This is a genomic window from Nostoc sp. JL34 (assembly GCF_017114945.1).
GTDB lineage: Bacteria > Cyanobacteriota > Cyanobacteriia > Cyanobacteriales > Nostocaceae > Nostoc.
Genome location: NZ_JABXKQ010000085.1, coordinates 1 through 19,680 on the forward strand (window position 1 = coordinate 1; position 19,680 = coordinate 19,680).

Below are 19,680 nucleotides of genomic sequence, written 5' to 3' on the forward strand. Positions count from 1 at the left end.
GCTGTCAGCCTTACTTTCCAATTAAAAGTGTTCAAGTTATTTTTGCGTGACTCCTTAGCGAGTCTTCTCCCAAGGAGAGACGCTCGTTGCGCTAAAGCGTCTTGATTCTGAATTCTGAATTCTGCATTCTTCTTCAACACTAGCTGCGATCGCTACCTAACCAAGCTTGAGGGATTTTGGTTGGCAAAGTTTCTGTCCATCAATTCTGTGCGTGAGTTTGCCCGCACAGCCCGGAACATTCCAAATCGACATAGCCCTGCACCAAACGCCAAACGCATCAGTAAAAGCGTCGGTACTTCGCGCACAGACTTGACAAAACCAGACAGTCCAAAACGCACCAGTCCCTCTGGTCGAACTATCCCTTGCCAAATCGAATCGAACCAAGAAGGAAGGGTTTCTTGCGTCCAGTCTGCCGTAATTACCTCCCCCTCGACTAATTCTGTCCCCGCCAAAAGCTCGGAAAAGCCTTCAATACTGGAAAAAGCTGGATGAGACCACTGATCGAGGAGTTGCCGCATTATTGGTTTCTCCCAAAAATTCAGCGGCTTTTGGCGGTCATCCCTCTGATTCCAGTCAGCTACAACCAACACTCCACCAGGCTTTAGCACCCGCATTAATTCTCTGGCAAAAACGGCTTTATCTGGCATGTGGGGGCCGGCTTCAATCGACCAGACTACATCAAAACTGGCATCTGGAAACGACAATGCCATCGCATCATCGACCGCAAACTGTGCGTTTAGCCCTTGGGGTGTTAACTCCTGGGCGCGGTTAACCTGCTGTGGACTGATGGTAATCCCTGTGACAGCAAACCCATAATCTCGTGCTAAAATCCGGCTGCTACCCCCAATCCCACAGCCAACATCTAAAACGGTAGTACCAGGAGGTAATTTATCTATTCCACCCCATTTCACCATTTCATGGACAAAATCAGATTTAGCAGCCAAAAAATCCTTACTTCGTGGCGGCGAACCGTAATGACCAAGGTGAATGTGTTCCCCCCAATAAAACTCTACGATGCCGTCAAGTGTCCATTGATCGTAGGAATTGGCGACTGTGGATGAGGATTGATACTTGCGGGCAGTTAGGAAATAAGCCGCAATTCCAATTACTAAAAGCATCAGAAAACCAATTACAGAATATAATAAAGTTGACATTTTTTTTGAACGCTCCTGTACACCTATTTGAGTCGAACTAACGGTTTACTTATTGCTGCTCGTCCCGAATCAGACGAGCGATGTCTTAACCGCCCGACGGAGGCGATTGCAATATAAATCATCCGATATATCGACATTGCAATGTTTTGAACATCTTGAATAATTTTCCCTTGAAGTAGACTGAGCTTGTGTTTATCTTGGGGAAGAGCCGTTTGTTTGACAAAGGGATGAATAGCAGTAGGAATCTTCCCAGTTCGGTGAAGATAGAATTTTGGCATGATAATTAACTGAAGTATTAATTTAGTAACTTAGCAATTTCTATGCATGTGGAAAGTATGTGTTCAGTGGTGAAACATGACTATGTACGCTATACACGCCATTGACTACCTGTTTTGAACAACTTCAATCTGTTAGTTAATACAGTGTTTTTTCGTTGCTGTGACAATTTTCAAGCGATACTCTCATAGGGAGTGGCTGATCGCGATCGCTGCATCTCAAGACACAACTTGTACCGGAAATTAATCGCTTACCCTCTCATAGAAAGTCGTAATCTGTAGCGGATTGATATGTGGGGCTATGAGAACGTAAAGCTGAGTAGTTGTAGAAATCTTCATAAAAATACTTATCTGTGCCTCGCAGATGTACAAAATTTACAAGTTCACTTCGGCGGGCATTCTGACTCACAAGGCAAGCCTTGATTACAGCTGCGGGACAGCGCCGGATTTACACCGGACTTTCCCCGTTTCCTCTAGCGGCTGTTCCCCACTAGAACCGAGATTCATCTGAATACTAACACAACTTGTGATTTGCTTGCATAAAAATCAATGGTCGATCTATACTGGCATTCGTCATTAATCGGGGCAAGTCTCATTATTTACCAACGCTTGCTCTGGATTTTTATTGGACACAGAACGTAACAGATTACGTCAATCTCACACCACCACCTGGAGAACGACGTGCATTTGATGGCATCCTTAGCTACCTGACGTTTCTCGATTCGGTGCAAACCTGTAATGTGCCTCACATCAAAAACAGCGTGACTGCACCAGAAATAGCGCTGTATATGGCAGAACAAATTTCCCAAGAGGCGATGCATAATCAATCCTATCAATACATTATTGAGACGATGATTAAGAGCGATCGCCGTACACACGTCTATGATTTTTGGCAAAGCGATGCCTGCCGCAGGCATCGCCTACGTATTCTCAAAGAACGATGTGAATTTATCGCTGGATTATACCAAAAGTATGTCGATAACTCCACACCAGAAAATTATTTCGTATCATTGTTGGCGGATTACTTGTTGGAAGGGTTGTATTTCTACAACGGGTTTATATTTTTCTACAATCTGTCATCACGAATGCTCATGTCTGGGAGTGCCGATATCTTTAGAATGATTAACCGAGATGAACTTTCCCATGTGCGGCTGTATCAAAAATTGATTCCAGAAGCGATGCAAGTTTTCCCCCACAGCCGCGAACAAATCTACGAAATGTTTGCTCTAGCCGTCGAGCATCAATGCAAATGGACAGGACATATTGTCGATCCTGAACTGTTATTTGATTCTGAGCGAAATCCGTTTTTGAGTGAAATAGTACAGCCCAGCAATTCTCATTATGCTTTTCAAAATGAGAATTGCTGAGTACAGCCAGGTTGTTAGTGAGTATTCGGGTTGAGTAAAACAATTTAAAGTAGAAGTAGTTCTACAACGTCCCAAGGTGAAAAATGCCTACCTTCACTCTGACTAAGGGACTTCCAACAAATAAATTACCCAATCTTGTGGGGTGGGCATCTTGCCCGCCCTATATGTATGGGCTATCGTGTCGCCCACCCCACAATAAGTAGTTGAGTATTTTTTTATTTGTCAGTCCCTTTGTAGCCAATTAAAATTTTACTAAATATACAATTTTACTCTCAAATTTAGCTATAGAATCTGTTTTACTCCTGACTTATCCTGTTTTTACAGTTTGATGATACAAATATTTTTGGGAGAGCGATCGCGACTTAAATTCGTATTAGCTGATAACGCTAGATTGACGTACAAGAAACTCGCGGATAGCTGGGTCTTCTACTAGACCGATGGCACGAGTATAAGCCTGTTTAGCTTGTGAATTCTGACCCAAATGCTTAAGCAGGTGAGCTTTGAGCGCCCAATATGGCTGATAACTTTTGACAGACTCGGCAGGGAGTGCTTCGAGGAGCGCTAGACCCTGTTCCAACCCTTTGGCTTCTGCGATCGCTGCGGCATGTCCAACTAAAGCACCCAATGTTGGCGAAAACTGAATCAACCCTTCATATAAAAGTGCTAAAGTCTGCCAATCTGTGCGCTCAGTCACTCTTCGTTGAGCATGTGTCGATTGAATAGCAGCTTCCAACTGAAACTTTCCGAGCTGATTAAATTTTGCTGCTTCGGCAAGTTCGCGCTCCGCCTCGTTTAACATTGGCTGCGACCAAAGTGTAACGTCTTGCTCTAAAAGCGGAATATAAGCACCGTTTTTCGTCCTACGGGCATCACGACGCGCTTCACAATGTAACATCAGCGCTAATAGCCCCCGTGCTTCAGGTTCTTCTGGTAAAAGTTGTACGCACAAACGTGCCAACCAGATTGCTTCTTCTGTTAAACCCTTACGCCGTGGATCGACCCCAGTCACGTTTTCCCAGCCATTACTATAGGCAGCATAGATTGCCTCTAGTACAGCATCCAACCGCATCGCCAGATCCTTGGCTTCTGGTAACTCGAAGGCAATACCAGCATCTCGAATCTTAGCTTTGGCACGGACGAGGCGTTGGCTCATTGTTACTGGGGCGATCAGAAAAGCTGAGGCAATCTGAGCAGCATTCAGCCCAAGCACTGTTTGCAGCATTAAGGGGGTACGGATACCTGCATCAATCGCTGGGTGGGCACAGATAAATAGGAGCTTTACGCGATCGTCTGGGAATAAAACTTCTAAAGATGTCTCCTGTTGCACATCATCAGCTATCAGCTTGAGCGCATAGGCTGCTGAGGCTTTCACCTTAGCTTGTCGGGCATCATCGATCAGGCGACGCCGTGCAGTAAGCAGCAGCCATGCTTCTGGATTATCAGGAACACCTTTTTCTGGCCAAGCTTTCAATGCAGCCAGGAATGCATCGCCAAGCACATCTTCCGCAGCAGCCACATCATGTGTGCGAACTGCCAGGTATGCAACTAATTGCCCGTATGAGTTACGTGCTGCGAGTTCTGCGGCTTGACGTGCATTCACAGTAGTCATTAGCCTTGAGTCATTGGCAAGAAAGGTCTAACTTCAATTGCACCGTCAGAAGCTCCCGGACAACGAGCCGCCCAATCCAGAGCTGCATCCAAATCTGGTACATCTATGAGGAAGAAACCGCCAAGTTGCTCTTTGGTGTCGGCGTAGGGGCCGTCTTGGACATGCCGTTGACCATCGCGCAATCGCACTGTTGTACCAGCATGAGGCTGATAAAGCGCAGCACCGCCTGCGATCGCACCAGCTTCAGCTAGAGCCTTTGCATAGGAGCTGAAAGCGCCCCAATAAGCATCTTTCTGCTGTTCATCTGTACGATTATTGAAATTGGTTTCGCTTTCGTAGACTAGGATTGCGTACTGCATGTTAGTTCCTTTGTTGTGAGTTGATTTCGAGTTTGGTATTTTCCGCGCTCAATTATATGACGTTTAATTTATGGACATTTCGACAGAAATCGCAAAATTTTTTTCGGGAACACCAATTATTGGCTATCGTCCTGTGCTTACTGGTCAAGGCACATCCAGAATACTACCAAAAACTCTTAATTTGTTGTGCATTGAGCGAAATTTATAATTATGCCGATTGGCAGGCTTTTGAAAAGCGCTTTATTATCCAACCCATAACCATAGCGATCGCTGAACCTAAAATCATAGGTGGTTCAGGAACAGTTTTGACTACTTTGCCAGTTCCAGAGATTGTATTCTCGAATACTCCTTGACTTGCATCAAAATACCCTGTTGTTACTAAGAAGTAGTTTTTATCTGTAGTCAAAAATACATTGTTGAAACCAGAACGGCCTCTTTTGGGAAAGTCGTCATTACCAATGACAGCATTTAGCAATGGGTTGTTTGGGTTAAAGTTGTCTGTGTACAAAAATAAGTAGTTGTCCCATTCTGTTGGGTTTGTAGCAATACTCAGAAAATTATACAAACCTTTAGTGTCAACTTTGAACTCGAATGTACTATAACTAGCAACTGTACCTATACCTGAAGGTAGAGTAGGAATGTTTACTTCATTGGCGACAAAGGGACGAGTCCATGTAGGTTGTCCGATGGTAGTGTCTGTATAAGTAAAATCGAAAGCTTGTGCAGGTTTAACACCAATAACAGCAACAGATAGGGTAAAACCAGCGGTAGCAATGCCGAGCTTTAATTCCATCGGATAATTCTCCAAACGGATAGATTGAACTATTTACACGCGTAGAATGAAAATTGAACTAGTCAATAATAAGCAATACCAAGCAGTAAAGAGTAAGTAAGTTTTATGGTCTGCGGCATAAGAACGCAAAACTAATAATCGTACAGCAATAATACAACTCAACAAGAAAAGCGCAATATCCCACAGCATAACTACTAAAGTATTGCCTGCTGGCATCATCAAACATAAATGGATTAAAAGTGGGTACGCTAAAAAGCAAATACTTACTAAAATCCGACTTATATCCTCTCCAAATACTAGTGGAAATGTATTCCTACCAATTGCTTTATCGCCTGGAATATCACGAAAATCTTGAACAGATATCAGAATTATACAGGCACTACATAAGATCACCAGCCATAACCAAACAACAGGAGAAATTGGTGCTACTATTTGCCAAGCTGCTCCCATCTCAGACATGATTCCAAATCCGCTGAAAACATTTTTGGTCATCCAATGTTTTGCACCACCAAAGTTGTTATGAGCAATAAAACTGAACTGCCATAAAATTGCCCATTCAATTACTCCTAACCACCAGGCTACTGCTGTAAATAGCATCATAAATATATACCCACGAGTCTGAGCGCCGCTATAAGAAATGATGCCTTGGACTAATGGACGGTCTGGCTTGTTGATTTTATCTTCTTCGATATCGGTAATTTGGTTGGATATACAAAATGACGTAATACATAACCAAAAATAGATTAAACTACTAGCTAATATCGATATTCCATGAGCCAAAGAGGTGGGAGGGTAATTTACTAAAGCAGTTATAGTAAATAACAATCCAGGCACAATTGACATTGTAATATCACGTCGGATGAATAGCCAATTTATTTTTAATTCTTGAACAGTATTTGTGAAGAATAATTTCCCCGATCGAAGAATTAGATTGCTGATAGCGATCGCACTCGAAAAAATATCGAATGATAATCTTTCTTGAGCAATATCTGGTAATTCTTCTAAATCTACCTGAACGACGTTAATTTGCTGTGTGAGAGCCTGATGTTGAGATATAGCTTCAACAGCGTTGGTCAGAATTTTCTCAGACATATTTTCCTAGCCAGAGAAGTATTGAGACTTTTTTTGCATCTTTCCATCAAATGATGGCAACTGATAATTTTCTAAGAATCAGTAGACCTGTCTTGAAAATATAGGCTGAAAAAACGCAAAAATTTTCCTAGATTATTGTCATTATTCCTTGTGAGCACATCTCATGAAGTCTCTTGCAATCTTCTTACTTCGCACAAATAAGATTGCAAAAAAATGATTTTTGCAAGAAGTCTACTCTTGGAATAAATCTCAGTACTACCTAATCCTATGCAACAAGAATTTATCCATGCATCGTTCTGCTAAAGCTGCAATAGTTAACGAAGGATTAGCGCCTGCTGAACCTGGAATCATCGAACCATCAACAACAAATAAATTAGGATAACCATATACCTGACCATAGGTATTGCAGACTTTCTCCATAACTGCACCACCAAGGGGGTGAGTTGTAAGACCAGAGTCGGGTTTACCTGCAATAGTTGTATCATTGGCTCTGTCGAGCAGTTTATATGTGTATTGCAAAGCCTGAGAATTTTTTTGGTTGTTAGCTGAGTTGGTGGGCCAGAATAAATCAGCCGACTGGGTAGAAGTATTGTAAGTGAAATAGCCCTCCGGTTTAGCAATTGCCTGACCAAGGGAAGCAATGACACCATTCTGTAAATTAGGAAGAGGAGTTTGCTCAATAATCACCGGAGCAATAGGATTATCAAAGTGTTCAATTACTGATGTTGCTGGGCCGCCTTGTGAAGGATTAGTTGGATATTTGTTGATGACAGCACTGAGTGCATCACCGTTAGTTCCCCAAAATTGTCCTACATACTTATTCAAGCGGCGTAATGTGCCATTAACCTTGGCACGTAGTAACAGTTCAGTAGTTCCAATCGAACCAGCTGCTAAAAATAGATAGCGACAAATCAAAGATTTTTGTCCAACTATCATGCCTTGCTCATTGATTTGATTACAAACAATTCGGAAACGTCCGTTATTTAATTCCTCTATCCTAGTTACCACATGCAAAGATCGAATTTCGACGTGACCAGTGGCTTCTGCCATCTTCAAGTAATTTTTGTCTAAGCTATTTTTTGCACCACTGTTTGCCCCATAAATTAATACACCATTAATAGCAGAAGGAACTTTCTGACCTGTAATTTCCTGACGAACGATATCCCAATTAACTGCCATGCTGTGCTTGCGGACTTTTAGACCAGCCTTAGCTCCCTGCTCCATGAAAATGCGACTTGCTAAATAGTAATCAGTTTGTAAAATATCGTCTGGTATGGAAGCTGGGTTAAGAATAGAACGCACCCGTGGGTAATAAACCTTATCTAATTCTTCGTAGTTGATACTACGTGGAAAGGCTTTATAGAATATTTCTCGATCTGGCTGATAGGTAACAGCACTATAGACAAGAGAACTACCTCCAACGCCTGCTCCTCGATAAGCAGTAATACCATTGCCTACCTTGGCATCAAGGACGCCAGTATAAACATCAATAGAAACTGGGTCAAATCCTCTTAAAACTGTAGTTGGACTAAGCCAAGTAGTACGGCCATCTGGTTTTTCAAATGTAGCGAAAGTATCGCCTGCATCAGTGATTGGCCATCTTCGCCCACGCTCTAGTACGATTGTTTCAATTTTTGCCTGACCTAGGCGTAATGATGCAACTGCTCCACCAAAACCGCTCCCAATAACAATCGCCTCAACATATTCTTCACTATTAAAAGCAGAACCACGAATCGCAGATATACCTATGCTGGTGGTAGCTGCAAGACTTGCTTGAAGAAAATGACGACGTTTTATGAGCCGGGACATAATTAATCTCCTACACGAGCGGCTTTTGCCCAAATAAATACACACAAGTTAACCAAAGAAAGCACAAGGAGGGAGAGCCAAATGTATACTCAACCCATGTCTGCTCCGAACTAACAAGGGTTTCATCACTCGCTCACAATCTTTGATTTCACAAATATTTGCGATTGGTCATTAAAACAAGTGATAAGCAAGGGTGGTTTACTGCTTTACCACCCCTCCTTATATCAAGAACACAATCTATAATCTCAATCCGCAGTACCTAGACAAACAAGAAGTGACCACTAGCTGCTAACTGTTGAGGCCCAACACCAGCAACTACAGCAATTAGGTCATTGTTAGAATAAATTCCGGCTCCTTGTGGTAAACCTGTCAAATCAGCAGGAACTGGGCCCAGTCCGATAGTAATTTGGATATCTTCAGGTAGTTGGATAAAATCCTCATTGAGATTGAAGTCAGTAATTAGAGCGTAGTCCTGATTACCTAACTTGTCGTAATAGACTGCACTATCTTTGCCTACAGTGAATTCACCAAAGAAAAAGATATCGCTACCGCTACCGCCAGTTAAGATATCAATCTCAGGTTTGCCTAGTCCCAGTTCTGGAGGGAAAGGGTTAGAACCAAATAATCGGTCGTCACCATCGCCACCAGAGAGAGTGTCACTGCCAAGATTACCAATGAGAACATCATTCCCAGACTCACCAAAGATTTTGTCGTCGCCGGTATCACCACCGAGTCGGTCGGCTCCATCGCCTCCATAGAGGATATCGTTGCCTGAACCAGCAAAGACTTTATCGTTGCCAGCATCACCATAGATGACATCTTCGCCTGAACCACCAAGGATGTTATCATTACCGGTTCCACCATTAATGGTGTCATTACCATCTTGAGCAGCAATGTCATCATTACCAGTTCCACCATTAATCAAATCATTACCACCGCCAGCAAAGAAAACATCATTGCCAGCACCACCCAAGAGAGTATCATTTCCCTCTACACCAAAGTCGAGGTCGCCATTGAGGTCAAAGTCGCCAAAAATTAGGTCGTTACCAGCACCTGCATCAACGAAGTCGTTTCCAGCCCCAGAGATAAAATCGTCATTGCCGGCTCCACCAAAGAGGCGGTCATCCCCATCAAGGGCAAATGTAGTGTTATTGCCGCCCAATGTAAAAATTGTGTCATTGCCCGGAGTACCGATGAAACCTTCGGAAGCATCAGAGCCTGTGAAAATTCCTGTCCCTGGTGTAGAGTTGGGAGTTGGATTACCAAAGATAAAGCGACCACTAGATCCCAACTGTTGGGGTGTGACACCAGCAACTATGGCAATCAGGTCATTCACACCATTTCTGTTAGCGTAGATAGCTGTTCCTTTTGGCAAACCAGCAGCTGTTGGCCCCAGTCCTATTATGGTTTGGAGACTTTCTGGTAGCTGAATGAAGTCCTCTTTAACATTAAAATCAGTAATTAAAGCGTAATCTTGATTACCTAGTTTGTCGTAAAATACTTTAGTGTTTTGACCTATGGTGAATTCCCCAAGGAAGAAGATATCACTACCGCTACCGCCAGTTAAGGTATCAATTTCGGGTAGCCCTAATCCTAATTCTGGGGGATAGGGGTTAGAGCCTACTATCCAATCGTTGCCCTTACCACCTGATACTAAGTCGTTGCCAACATTGCCAATCAGTAGGTCGTTCCCAGCACCACCGTAGAGTGTATCGTCGCCAGTATCACCGCCGAGTCGGTCATTACCGTCACCACCATAGAAGAGGTCATCGCCTGGGCCAGCAAGACCTCGGTCGTCTCCAGCTCCACCACGAATAGTGTCGTTGCCTAAACCACCAGTCAATAGATCGTCACCAGCATCGCCATTGATAACATCATTCCCATCTTGACCAGCAATGTTGTCAGCTCCGGTTCCACCATTTAAGATATCATTGCCACCCCCACCCAAGAACACATCATCCCCACCACCGCCATTGAGGGTGTCATTTCCTTCCTGACCAAAGTCGAGGTCTCCATTAGAGTTAAAGTCACCAAAAATTAGGTCATTTCCATCACCTGCATTTACAAAATCATTTCCAGCACCAGCGACTAAAACATCATTCCCAATACCACTTAATAGACGGTCATTGCCACCAAGACCGAATAAAACATTATTGCTAATTAACGCTTCTGTGTTAATTTTGTCATTACCTGGAGTGCCGATAAAAGCCTCACCAGTTGGTGCATAAATTGGATTTGGAGTAGCGATGAAAATTGTGCCATTAGATGTTACTTTGCCAGTGTAAGGGTTTGTAGATATGGAAGTTTCATCTAGTAGTTGTGGGATTACTGTTTTAGGTTTCGCCATATTTTTTACTTCTTTGTTTGGGGAATATCAATGGCCAGCATAGTCCCATGCTGTTGGAGTGAGTTTCTTCTACCAAAGAGTTTCAGGTTTGAAGTTATTCAATTGGATACATTCATTGGGAATGTTATATCTGTATGTCACCTTAATCTTTGTAGAGCCTTTAATGCTCTTTTCAAACCACCTAATAATTAATATCTGCGGTTTTTAAGCAATTTCAGGAGTGGTTTGCTGGCTTGTTTAGAATCATACAATGCTTTATTTTTTTTGTAAATTAAGAAAGATTTAACATTAGGTATATTTTGGGTTTATTTTTTTGCGAAATTAAGGAGAGTTTAAGATTAGGTAAATTCGCCAAAAATGTCAGAGTAATAGTGTGAATTTAGAGGTACTTTCAAGAGCATTTTTTGGGCAAATATACAAGATATTTGTATTGCCCTTTAAAAAAACTTTTAAATTTAATGCTTGTGACTTTTGTTTATACAAGCAGATATTCTCGGTAGTGTTGCCAGATTTGTTGGTCTGGTTCTGCACTATTGTTTGGTAAGCTTTTTAGAGGAGTGTCTTTAATCTCAATTCCTGCTTCAGCTGCCATGCTGCACAATATTTCACTCACTAATCCCGTGTAGCCAGCTTGGTTACCAAGCAATTTACGGAATTTGGCGGCGCAAGTAGCTCCTTTAGCCAATTCAGACACACGATCGCCAGCTACTTTTCCTAAAGCTTCTATAGTTGAGCCTTCTGCACCACCAACCGAAGCACAAACGTAACCAATACCTCCCCAAAGGTCTGCCTGTCTTGTGGCGGGAAAAGCGCCTATAGTCGTCGCAATTCGGTTAACATCAGCACAATCTACTAACCAAATGCTGCGACCTAGACCTTGGTCAAAGACGCGGCCCAGATAACCAGAAAGTTGCACAGGAATAGCTTGACCGTCTATGTAGTCTTGCCAGTAATAAATACCATGATTGAAACCATAACCATCAACTACTGGCCAACATCCTACGGGGTGCTGTTGATTTAAATATGGCTCAATAGGCAGTTTACACCGAACTAGTCCCAAACCTACTCCCAGATAAACCATAGTCTGATAAGCTGCTGTGGTTCCTTCGAGAAAAACCTGAACTCGATTCTGCTTCTGGGGTTTGAGTGCATCTAGTTCAGCAAGACCTATACCTACACCTTCTAAGGCAAATCCTAGCAACTCGGAGTCAATTGCATTTAGCTTGGCGACAATTGCCTCTGGTTCTTCATCAGCGATCGCTGCATGGTATCCTTGCCACATACCTTCAGCAGTATGTCCAAATCGCTGTGGCACTTTCGGATCTCTCACCATTACCTTACGTCCCGCCAAATTAGCTTTCATCTGTGCCCTAGCTTGTTCGGCGCTGATTTGCCAAGCTTGTTGTATCATCTTAATTGTCCTTGTTGAGCAATAGTTTCTTGGGAGAGCATTTCGGAAAATTTTAGCAATGTGTATAATTTTGTACTAAACTGCTAGGGTCGCTCTAACTGGATGAAAAACACGCGCTCGGTAATGTTGCCAAGTCTGAGATTCTAGTGCTTCGCCATTGGCTGCTAAACTCTCAACTACAGCATCAACACCCATTTCCCACAACACCTGACAAGCTAATTCTGTGTAAACTGAGTGATTACCAAGAGATTGACGGGACTTGGCAGCGTAAGCTGTTCCTTGGGCTAATTGAAATCGATAAACACCTGCTGTATTTGTTAGGGCTTCTATGGTTGCACGTTCTGCACCGCCAGCGTAAGCACAGGCGTAACCTACACCACCCCATAAGTCTTTCCGTCTATTTGGTGCAAAGGTATCAATGGTACGTGCGATGTGATTAACATCGCCACCACCGATAAACCAAATACTGCGACCTAAACCTTGGTCAAAAACACTGCGAGCATAACCAGAAATTTGTTCCGAGATGACTTGATTATCAAGTGAGTCTTGCCAATGGAACATACCTTGATAGTAGCCATAGCCATCGACTGCTAACCAACTTCTAGCAAAGTTGAGTTTTTCTAAATGCGGCTTGATAGGCAGTCCAGCACGAGCCAACATCAAACCCAAACCCACATAAACCCAGTTATGATAAACTGCACCATCACCTGCAACAAAAGTTGCCATGCGATTTTCGCTACTGGGCGTGAGTAAGTCGCGTTGCGCTAGACCCATGCCTACGCCTTCGTAAGCAAATCCTCGCAACTCTTCATCGATTTCATTCATTTTGGGAGCGATCGCTCCTAAATCTTCACTAGCGATCGCTACATGATATCCTTGTAAAACTCTACTACCAATCTTGCTTAACCGTTCTTGCACTCCAGAATCGCTGTTTTGAATTCCTCGTTTAGCCCAAGTATCAGCCATTAAGGCGTTGGCCTCATTTGCTTTAATTTGCATTATCTAAATTATCCTTGTGAAGCAATAGGTACTAAGCTGCTAAGGTTGCTCTAACTGGATGAGGTATCCGTGCCCGGTAATGCTGCCATAGTGGAGATTCTGGAGTTTCGCCAATAGTAGCTAGACTGTCAGCCACTGCATCAGCACTCACTCCCCACAACACCTGACAAGCCAATTCTGTATAGACTGACTGGTTGCCAAGACATTGACGGGACTTAGCAGCGTAAGCAGTACCCTGCGCTAAATGCAAGCGATAAGCACCTGCTGTATTTCCTAAAGCTTCTATGGTTGCACGTTTTGCACCACCAGCGTAAGCACAGGCATAACCTACACCACCCCACAAGTCTTCTCGCCTATCGAGTGAAAAGGCATCAATGGTGCGTGCGATGCGATTGACATCGCCACCATCAACAAACCAAATACTGCGACCTAAACCTTGGTCAAAGACACTGCGGGTATAACCAGAAATTGGTTGCGAGATTACCTGATGATTGAGTGAGTCTCGCCAGTAGAACATACCTTGATAGTAGCCGTAGCCATCGACTAATAACCAACCCTTGGCGGTATCGAGTCTTTGCAAATGGGGTTCGATAGGTCGCCCAACTCTGGCTAACATCAAACCCAAACCGACATAAACCATGTTTGCATAAGCTGCACCATCACCTGCAACAAACGTGGCTATCCGATTTTGGCTACTGGGTGTCAGAAAATCACGCTGTGCTAGTCCCATACCGACACCTTCGTAAGCAAATCCCCGCAACTCCTCATCGATTTCATTTAACTTGGGGGCGATCGCTTCTAATTCATCAGTAACAGCTGTATGGTATCCTTTCATTAACGAACGACCAACCTGTTCTAATCGTTTCTGTATACCACCATCACTTTCTTGCACATCGCGTTCAGCCCAAGTAGCTATCAAATCTGTCGGTAGTGTCGCTTTATTCAAACTTGATTGCCAAGCGTCTTGAATCATCATCTTTCTCCTGATTTAAAAAGCTGGATGCATTGATTTTTCTGGAATCCAAGTTCCGTGGAAACCGTAAGGAACTCGCTGGGGTAGAAGAATGCGGGCTACAGGTTTATCTGTGATGTCTTGGGCATTCACCACTACTAGCTCTGAGGTTTTTGTAGCTGTGTCGTAGACGAAAGTTAACAACCAACCATCATCCTCTTGAGTCGCGTTGGAACGGGGGACAAATATTGCCTCTCCTCCATAACGACCAGTCCCCCACTCATGGACTTGAGAATAACCATTGGCAAAGTCATACTTAATGAGTGCATCTAAAGTAAATACAGGTAGCAGTTCCGGCACCATTCTGGCTGTATAGCCGTACCGATTCCGTCTTCCTACAAATTGCTGATTTAAACTAGGAAATTCTGAAGCTAAATCATCAATTGTTCCTTCTTGGACTGCACCTGTGCGGAGATTGAATCGCCAGCCATATAACTGCGGTTTATTAATCTGATTGTGACGTAAGTTTGTTTTTGTCGGTATGTTCAGCAGTTGAGCATCATCTGTGCGACAGGCAATGATGACGACTTCCTCTTCTGTTTCATAGGCGTTGAGAATATGTAAAACATAACAGGTAGAAACTTCAAACCAGCGGATATTTCTGCCATCGCTATGACGGTAAATAATACCAAAACGGCTGGGCAGATTTGGTTCAAACATATAAGCTGGTTCTCTGCGTTGTAGCCTTTCTAAGCTAAATGTCAGGGGCAAATCCATGAATATTGTGTAATTTGCAGTGATGGCAAAGTCATGCATCATCACCCCTGTAGGCAAATCAATCGGAACTGTTCTTATTAACTCTCCCTCAGATGAAACCACGCTGTACCTTAAATAAGGTGGCTCTAGTAGAGAATATCCAAAAAACATCATTTCCCCAGTTACAAAATCAACTTTGGGGTGAGCGGTGAAGGGAGAATTCAGTTGATTTCCATAAGTGAATGGCCCGATTGTTGTCAAGTCAGGTATCGTAATTTTGTATGGTTCGGCTCCTTCCCAAAGTGCCAATAGGTGACCTGCGTGCCACACTATGCCAGTGTTAGCAGTGTTCTTGAACGGACTGAAAAGATTATTGGGAGGGTTGTGAAGTTGTGGCGATTCCATCAGACTTGTCCAGACGGCTCGACCTACTTTCTGTTCCAGTTTAAATCCCCGTGTCTGGACATAGCGGTTGCGGTAAGTGGCTTTGCCATTATTAATCTCCACCCCATGCAACATCCCATCTCCATCAATCCACTTGTAATCACCTTTGGGAGAAAACTGGGGATTAGGGCCATTGCGGACAAATATTCCTGATAAATCAGTTGGTAATTCTCCAATTATCGGAAGGTAATTGGCTGTGATTTCTGTTTGTATTGGAGAAAAGTTACCTGTAAGATAGGGACTAATTTCTTTTGCGACGATCATAGTCAAGACTACTTGATTACTAGATTAGAAATTTACAATCACTTATTTGAGAATATTATTACTTAGGGACTTCCAAGAAATAAATTATCCAATTTCACCGAATCAAAACGATTTTCTTTCCCCCTGCTCCCTGCCCCTCTGCCTCTATAGCGATGGTATATTTTTTTATTTAGAAGTCCCTTAGTGTTTCTTTTTCTCTGGATAGGGAGGATATCTCCATTTCAAATCAATCAGAAAAGATTTATTTAATATGCCTCTTTGATAAGAGAAGTTATCAAAGCCAGCTTTACCATGATAACGACCCATTCCACTAGTACCAATTCCACCAAAAGGTAAAGAAGGAACAGTCAAATGCATAACGGTATCGTTAATGCAGACTCCACCAGAGACAGTTTCTTGCAAAATCCGTTCTTGATTTTTTTTATTATTAGAAAATAAGTATAAAGCAAGGGGTTTTTGTTGTCGATTTACAAGGGCGATCGCTTCTGATAAATCTGTATATTCTAGAACAGAAAGAATCGGCCCAAAAATTTCCTCTTGCATGATCTTGTCTTGCCAAGAGACTCGATCGATAATAGTAGGAGCAATATAAAGATTCTCTAAATTCGTTTCGCCTCCCACTAAAATATTACCACTTTCTAATAATTGCAAAAGGCGACGAAAATGTTTTTGATTGATGACTCTAGCATAGCTTTTACTTGCTGAAGGTTCGTCGCCGTAAAAAATTTGTATTTGCTTTTTAATGTTAGTCAATAAATCTTGTTTAATTTTGCGATTTACTAACAGATAATCAGGTGCAGTACAAGTTTGACCTGCATTAAAGAATTTACCCCAAACAATTCTTTTAGCTGTATGTTCAAGATGAATATTTTCATCAACAATACAAGGACTTTTGCCACCTAGCTCAAGGGTAACTGGAGTTAGATTTTTAGCAGCGGCTGCCATTACAAGTTTACCAACTTCAGTGCCACCAGTGAAAAAGATATGATCAAAATTTTGTGACAATAGTTCTTGACTGGTTTCAATACCGCCTTCAATCACTTCAATAAAAGATGGATCGAAATTTTAGTGAACTATTTTTTCTATGACTTCAGAAGTATAAGGAGCTATTTCTGATGGTTTTAAAATCGCACAATTACCAGCCGCGATCGCACCCACCAATGGCGCAAAAATTAAATTAAATGGGTAATTCCAAGGGCCAATAATCAGAATCACACCAAGAGGTTCAGAACGAACTTGGGCAGAAGAAAGAAACTGATAAAAGGGAGTAGCAGCTTTCTGTGGTTTTGTCCATGCTCTAATATTTTTAAGAGCATATTTAATTTCTTCTAAAACTCCAATTATTTCAAAATAAGCTTCAAAGCCTGATTTATGCAAATCAGCTTTTAAAGCTTGAACAATATTATCTTTATTATTCTCAATTGCCTGTTGAAGAATTTTCAGTTGTTGAATCCGAAAATCAAGATTTTTGGTTTTACCAGTCTGAAAAAACTGTTGCTGATATTCAAGTTCATTATAATCTACTTGAGTTAGCATGGCTTTTTAGGTGTTAAACAGTAGTTATACAGTAATTGAAAGAAAAAATGGCAGTAGCTAAATATATAAGTCTTAAAACTCAACTGCCATTTTCATATTTGTTGTTATTCTCCAGTTAAAATTAAGACTTGATTTCCGCTGGCAACGTGACTAATTCTGAAACCTTTAGTGTATTTTTGTCCTTTAAGCTTGGGAATTCATGAGTCCCATTTGGTAATGTCTTTTCATTAGCTAAACTAATCCAGGGCTGCAAGTCGGGTTGGTGTTGGTAACTCTTGAAATCTTCTCTAGCTTTTGCAGTGATACTGTTGTCTGGCACACCTTTGGTTTTCAATTTGAAAATCCAATTATCCCAACCAGCTAGAGCAGATGCTTTTAGCAAAGCGAAAATGTGCTTAAGATTTTGTGGTGCTAATAAACCTTTTAGTCCAAAACCCTTCCACAGGAACTTGAGGTACCAAATAGCAACGAAAAAGTGAGTGTATTGCATTGATACAAAAACATTAGCTCGTTGGGGTTCGTACTTGGTGAGGTGGATGTATTCGTCAAAATCCCGGCTCATTATGTAATTAAAAGGCAATTCATCTGCTCGATGGGTGTACATAAACCCGATGTTGGCGTTCTTCTCTGCCAACTCTGTTAACTGTTGATAGACAGCAGTTAATATTTCGGTAATATATACACGACCTGGTTGCTTAATTTTTGCCAGGAATTTCAAATCTAAATGCCACTTACCGACATATAAAGGAATCATCATCCCAAACCACCACATGTTTTCGATAAACATGCGATGACTCATGATGCTAGCGTTACCAAGATGCTCAGGATGATGGCTGACAAGAAGATTGTTGCGATCGATCATCCCTAAATTAAAGCCGTTGTAAACCGCCCGCTTCTTCTCTGCATCTGGCTCACCTGCTAACTTGGCACGAATCACTTCTGTAATGGTGTCTATTTCAAAGGACATCATCGTCATTCCCATCGAGTAGAAGGGATCGAAGATAGCTGCTGCATCACCAATTACATACCAGTTATCTTTTGAGAGTATGGTCTTGCTCTTGTGCGCTAGTTTGGGCCAGTAATGGAAATCTATTTCCTCTCCGCTCTTGAGCAGTCGATACATGATGTTATGGTTTGCTTCTAGAAAAGCATAAAACTTTTCTTTAGTGTTGACAGTCTGGGCCTGAATATAGTCGTGATGGTGAACTAATCCAATTGACAATTCCATATTTTGCGTATCTGTGGGAATCATCCAAACCCAATGTCCATGTCCCATCCAGTGATTAGTAGCATAGTAATGGCTACAAGTTGAAACTAAAGGATCGTAACCACTGTGAAAGATAGTGCGATCGACATTTTTAACGCGCATCCATGCTGAACCATTGTTAACACCACGGACGTTTTCAGGGCCAAACAACACATTATCTGTCTTGCGACCGATGATAAACTTACGTCCTGCTGCATCAATAATATGTTTGGCTTTAAGTTCAAGATACTCGCGATCGAGTTTGACTTTCACCACGTTCAGGCCATCCCCAGACGTTAGGTCAATATCAACAACACGACCTTGATAAAAGACAGCGCCCATTTCCTGATTCATCCTCAGCACATCCCGCTCAAATTTGGGGCGGTGAATCAGAACAGAAGCCAATGGTGGTTGCCGAATAGCCCAGAGATGATGATAGTCATTAATGTTTTCTGTACTTTCTGGATGCTTAGGCCAATGAAAGTTTAAACCAAATTTTGGCGGATGATGCTCAACCATGTAGTCATAAAGACCCAACTCTTTGCAGATCATCAGGGTAGAGATTTCAACCGCTGACTCACCCACTTTCAAATCCTTTTCTGTCCGTTCTTCAGGACGAGGATCGACCAAAGCAATTTTGATATTAGGAACATTAAGTAGTAGGTGGCGAGCTTGACATACTCCCGCTAATCCAGCACCCATAATGACTACATCATAATCATAGGTTTGGCACTGAGTGTTGTTCATTGCATTTTCCTTTTTGCTAACTAGAAAATTTGATTAATTTGAAAAATTTCGTCGGAAACTTCAGGAATTTTGAGTTACTTCTTTCCTTCGTTTCCTCTGTGATCTTCTTTATGAGCGGAAGCAGGCGACTCTTTTAGAGAACTCTTAAAAGTAAACGTTTGGCGGCTACTTTTAAACACAATCTAGTAATGAACAGTTTGTAGTAAGCACTTTAGTGCTGAGAAAATTAAGGACTAATAGATAGCATTCCTATAACTCAGATGTGACTAGCTCTTGCTCTGGCAATTTTTGAGATTCAGCACTCTTACTCTTGAGCCAAGGCTCCAATTCAGGTTGATGTCTATAACTCTTGAACTCTTCTGTCACCCTAGCAATTTCACTATTAGCTGCCATACCTTTGGTCTTGCGTCGGTAAATTAGATCATCCCAACTAGATTGAGCAGATGCATTGAGTAAAGCAAAAACGTAAGGATTCAGGTCTAATATTTAGGAAGTAGGGATGGGCGAGACAGATAATTAT

At 42.2% G+C, this 19,680-nt stretch carries 16 protein-coding genes, 1 pseudogene and 1 riboswitch; of the genes and pseudogenes, 2 read left to right on the plus strand and 15 right to left on the minus strand.

The window, feature by feature from the left end; translation table 11 throughout:
* Positions 1 to 152: 152 nt before the first annotated feature.
* Both HWQ44_RS16135 and HWQ44_RS16140 read right to left on the minus strand, forming a co-directional pair.
* Positions 153 to 1,154 (minus strand): methyltransferase domain-containing protein, encoded by a 1,002-nt coding sequence (locus HWQ44_RS16135; protein ID WP_292720305.1) that lies wholly within the window; start codon positions 1,152 to 1,154, stop codon positions 153 to 155.
* A gap of 23 nt (positions 1,155 to 1,177) precedes the next feature.
* A complete protein-coding gene (locus HWQ44_RS16140; protein ID WP_292720307.1) occupies positions 1,178 to 1,432 on the minus strand; it encodes a hypothetical protein in 255 nt (84 codons plus the stop codon).
* Between the two features lie 369 nt (positions 1,433 to 1,801).
* Positions 1,802 to 1,945: riboswitch (cobalamin riboswitch) on the minus strand.
* Positions 1,946 to 2,043: 98 nt separating this feature from the next.
* Here HWQ44_RS16140 and HWQ44_RS16145 point away from each other — a divergent pair.
* Positions 2,044 to 2,796, plus strand: a complete 753-nt coding sequence (locus HWQ44_RS16145) for a ribonucleotide-diphosphate reductase subunit beta (RefSeq protein ID WP_292720339.1) — start codon at positions 2,044 to 2,046, stop codon at positions 2,794 to 2,796.
* A gap of 373 nt (positions 2,797 to 3,169) precedes the next feature.
* On the opposite strand, the gene HWQ44_RS16150 is transcribed toward HWQ44_RS16145, so the two are convergent.
* Together HWQ44_RS16150 and HWQ44_RS16155 are read right to left on the minus strand one after the other, a co-directional pair.
* Positions 3,170 to 4,405, minus strand: a complete 1,236-nt coding sequence (locus tag HWQ44_RS16150) for a DUF6596 domain-containing protein (RefSeq protein WP_292720309.1) — start codon at positions 4,403 to 4,405, stop codon at positions 3,170 to 3,172.
* Positions 4,405 to 4,764 carry a YciI family protein gene (locus HWQ44_RS16155; protein ID WP_292720311.1) on the minus strand — a complete coding sequence of 120 codons (360 nt, stop codon included), beginning with the start codon at positions 4,762 to 4,764 and terminating at the stop codon, positions 4,405 to 4,407. Before HWQ44_RS16155 ends, HWQ44_RS16150 begins: the two co-directional genes overlap by 1 nt.
* Before the next feature lie 70 nt (positions 4,765 to 4,834).
* Between HWQ44_RS16155 and HWQ44_RS16160 the strand changes: the two genes are divergently transcribed.
* Positions 4,835 to 4,972 (plus strand): hypothetical protein, encoded by a 138-nt coding sequence (locus tag HWQ44_RS16160; RefSeq protein ID WP_292720314.1) that lies wholly within the window; start codon positions 4,835 to 4,837, stop codon positions 4,970 to 4,972.
* Here HWQ44_RS16160 and HWQ44_RS16165 read toward each other — a convergent pair whose 3' ends face one another.
* The 11 genes and pseudogenes from HWQ44_RS16165 to HWQ44_RS16215 form a co-directional block, all read right to left on the minus strand.
* Complete coding sequence (locus tag HWQ44_RS16165; RefSeq protein ID WP_292720316.1) at positions 4,973 to 5,557, minus strand: PEP-CTERM sorting domain-containing protein; 585 nt, start codon at positions 5,555 to 5,557, stop codon at positions 4,973 to 4,975.
* A gap of 33 nt (positions 5,558 to 5,590) precedes the next feature.
* Complete coding sequence (locus tag HWQ44_RS16170; RefSeq protein ID WP_292720319.1) at positions 5,591 to 6,649, minus strand: UbiA family prenyltransferase; 1,059 nt, start codon at positions 6,647 to 6,649, stop codon at positions 5,591 to 5,593.
* A gap of 255 nt (positions 6,650 to 6,904) precedes the next feature.
* A complete protein-coding gene (locus tag HWQ44_RS16175; RefSeq protein ID WP_292720321.1) occupies positions 6,905 to 8,458 on the minus strand; it encodes a GMC oxidoreductase in 1,554 nt (517 codons plus the stop codon).
* 259 nt (positions 8,459 to 8,717) lie between these two features.
* Positions 8,718 to 10,805 carry a calcium-binding protein gene (locus tag HWQ44_RS16180; RefSeq protein WP_292720323.1) on the minus strand — a complete coding sequence of 696 codons (2,088 nt, stop codon included), beginning with the start codon at positions 10,803 to 10,805 and terminating at the stop codon, positions 8,718 to 8,720.
* Between the two features lie 475 nt (positions 10,806 to 11,280).
* Positions 11,281 to 12,216 (minus strand): DUF1702 family protein, encoded by a 936-nt coding sequence (locus tag HWQ44_RS16185; protein WP_292720325.1) that lies wholly within the window; start codon positions 12,214 to 12,216, stop codon positions 11,281 to 11,283.
* A 75-nt stretch (positions 12,217 to 12,291) separates the two neighbouring features.
* Positions 12,292 to 13,215, minus strand: a complete 924-nt coding sequence (locus HWQ44_RS16190) for a DUF1702 family protein (RefSeq protein ID WP_292720328.1) — start codon at positions 13,213 to 13,215, stop codon at positions 12,292 to 12,294.
* A gap of 31 nt (positions 13,216 to 13,246) precedes the next feature.
* Complete coding sequence (locus tag HWQ44_RS16195) at positions 13,247 to 14,191, minus strand: DUF1702 family protein (RefSeq protein WP_292720331.1); 945 nt, start codon at positions 14,189 to 14,191, stop codon at positions 13,247 to 13,249.
* A 12-nt stretch (positions 14,192 to 14,203) separates the two neighbouring features.
* Positions 14,204 to 15,628 carry a carotenoid oxygenase family protein gene (locus HWQ44_RS16200; RefSeq protein WP_292720342.1) on the minus strand — a complete coding sequence of 475 codons (1,425 nt, stop codon included), beginning with the start codon at positions 15,626 to 15,628 and terminating at the stop codon, positions 14,204 to 14,206.
* 183 nt (positions 15,629 to 15,811) lie between these two features.
* Positions 15,812 to 17,167 (minus strand): annotated as a pseudogene (locus HWQ44_RS16205) (aldehyde dehydrogenase).
* A gap of 121 nt (positions 17,168 to 17,288) precedes the next feature.
* On the minus strand, positions 17,289 to 19,160 hold the full coding sequence (locus HWQ44_RS16210; protein ID WP_292720334.1) for an FAD-dependent monooxygenase: 1,872 nt from the start codon (positions 19,158 to 19,160) through the stop codon (positions 17,289 to 17,291).
* A 249-nt stretch (positions 19,161 to 19,409) separates the two neighbouring features.
* Positions 19,410 to 19,553: a hypothetical protein gene (locus HWQ44_RS16215; RefSeq protein ID WP_292720337.1), complete on the minus strand. Its 144-nt coding sequence runs from the start codon at positions 19,551 to 19,553 to the stop codon at positions 19,410 to 19,412.
* Positions 19,554 to 19,680: the final 127 nt, after the last annotated feature.